The sequence below is a fragment of the Pseudomonas sp. 2995-1 genome (assembly GCF_002742505.1).
Taxonomy (GTDB): Bacteria; Pseudomonadota; Gammaproteobacteria; order Pseudomonadales; family Pseudomonadaceae; genus Aquipseudomonas; species Aquipseudomonas sivasensis.
Genome location: NZ_LJSA01000326.1, coordinates 1 through 420 on the forward strand (window position 1 = coordinate 1; position 420 = coordinate 420).

Genomic DNA, 420 nt, shown 5'->3' on the forward strand with positions numbered 1-420 from the left:
GGCGCAGCGGACGGGACTCGAACCCGCGACCCCCGGCGTGACAGGCCGGTATTCTAACCGACTGAACTACCGCTGCGCGTAACACATGAAGCGAATGGTGGGTGATGACGGGATCGAACCGCCGACCCTCTGCTTGTAAGGCAGATGCTCTCCCAGCTGAGCTAATCACCCTTCGTTTCGGTGTGTGCGCATCATACACCAAAAAATCGTAATGTCTTGATTTAAATGCAATTTATTTAAAAAAAGTTTCCAGCACGACTTTTCGCCATATTTCGGACAAAAAAAACCCGCTCAATGAGCGGGCTTTTTGTGGTGACCTGGCGTTCAGCATTCCAGGTTACCGAATATGGCGCAGCGGACGGGACTCGAACCCGCGACCCCCGGCGTGACAGGCCGGTATTCTAACCGACTGAACTACCG

Annotated in this window: 2 tRNA genes; both read right to left on the reverse strand. The window is 53.8% G+C overall.

Annotated features, from left to right (window positions below):
- Positions 1–2: 2 nt before the first annotated feature.
- Positions 3–76: transfer RNA gene (locus tag AOA61_RS08680), tRNA-Asp, on the reverse strand.
- A gap of 19 nt (positions 77–95) precedes the next feature.
- Positions 96–171 (reverse strand) — tRNA-Val (locus tag AOA61_RS08685).
- Between the last annotated feature and the right edge of the window lie 249 nt (positions 172–420).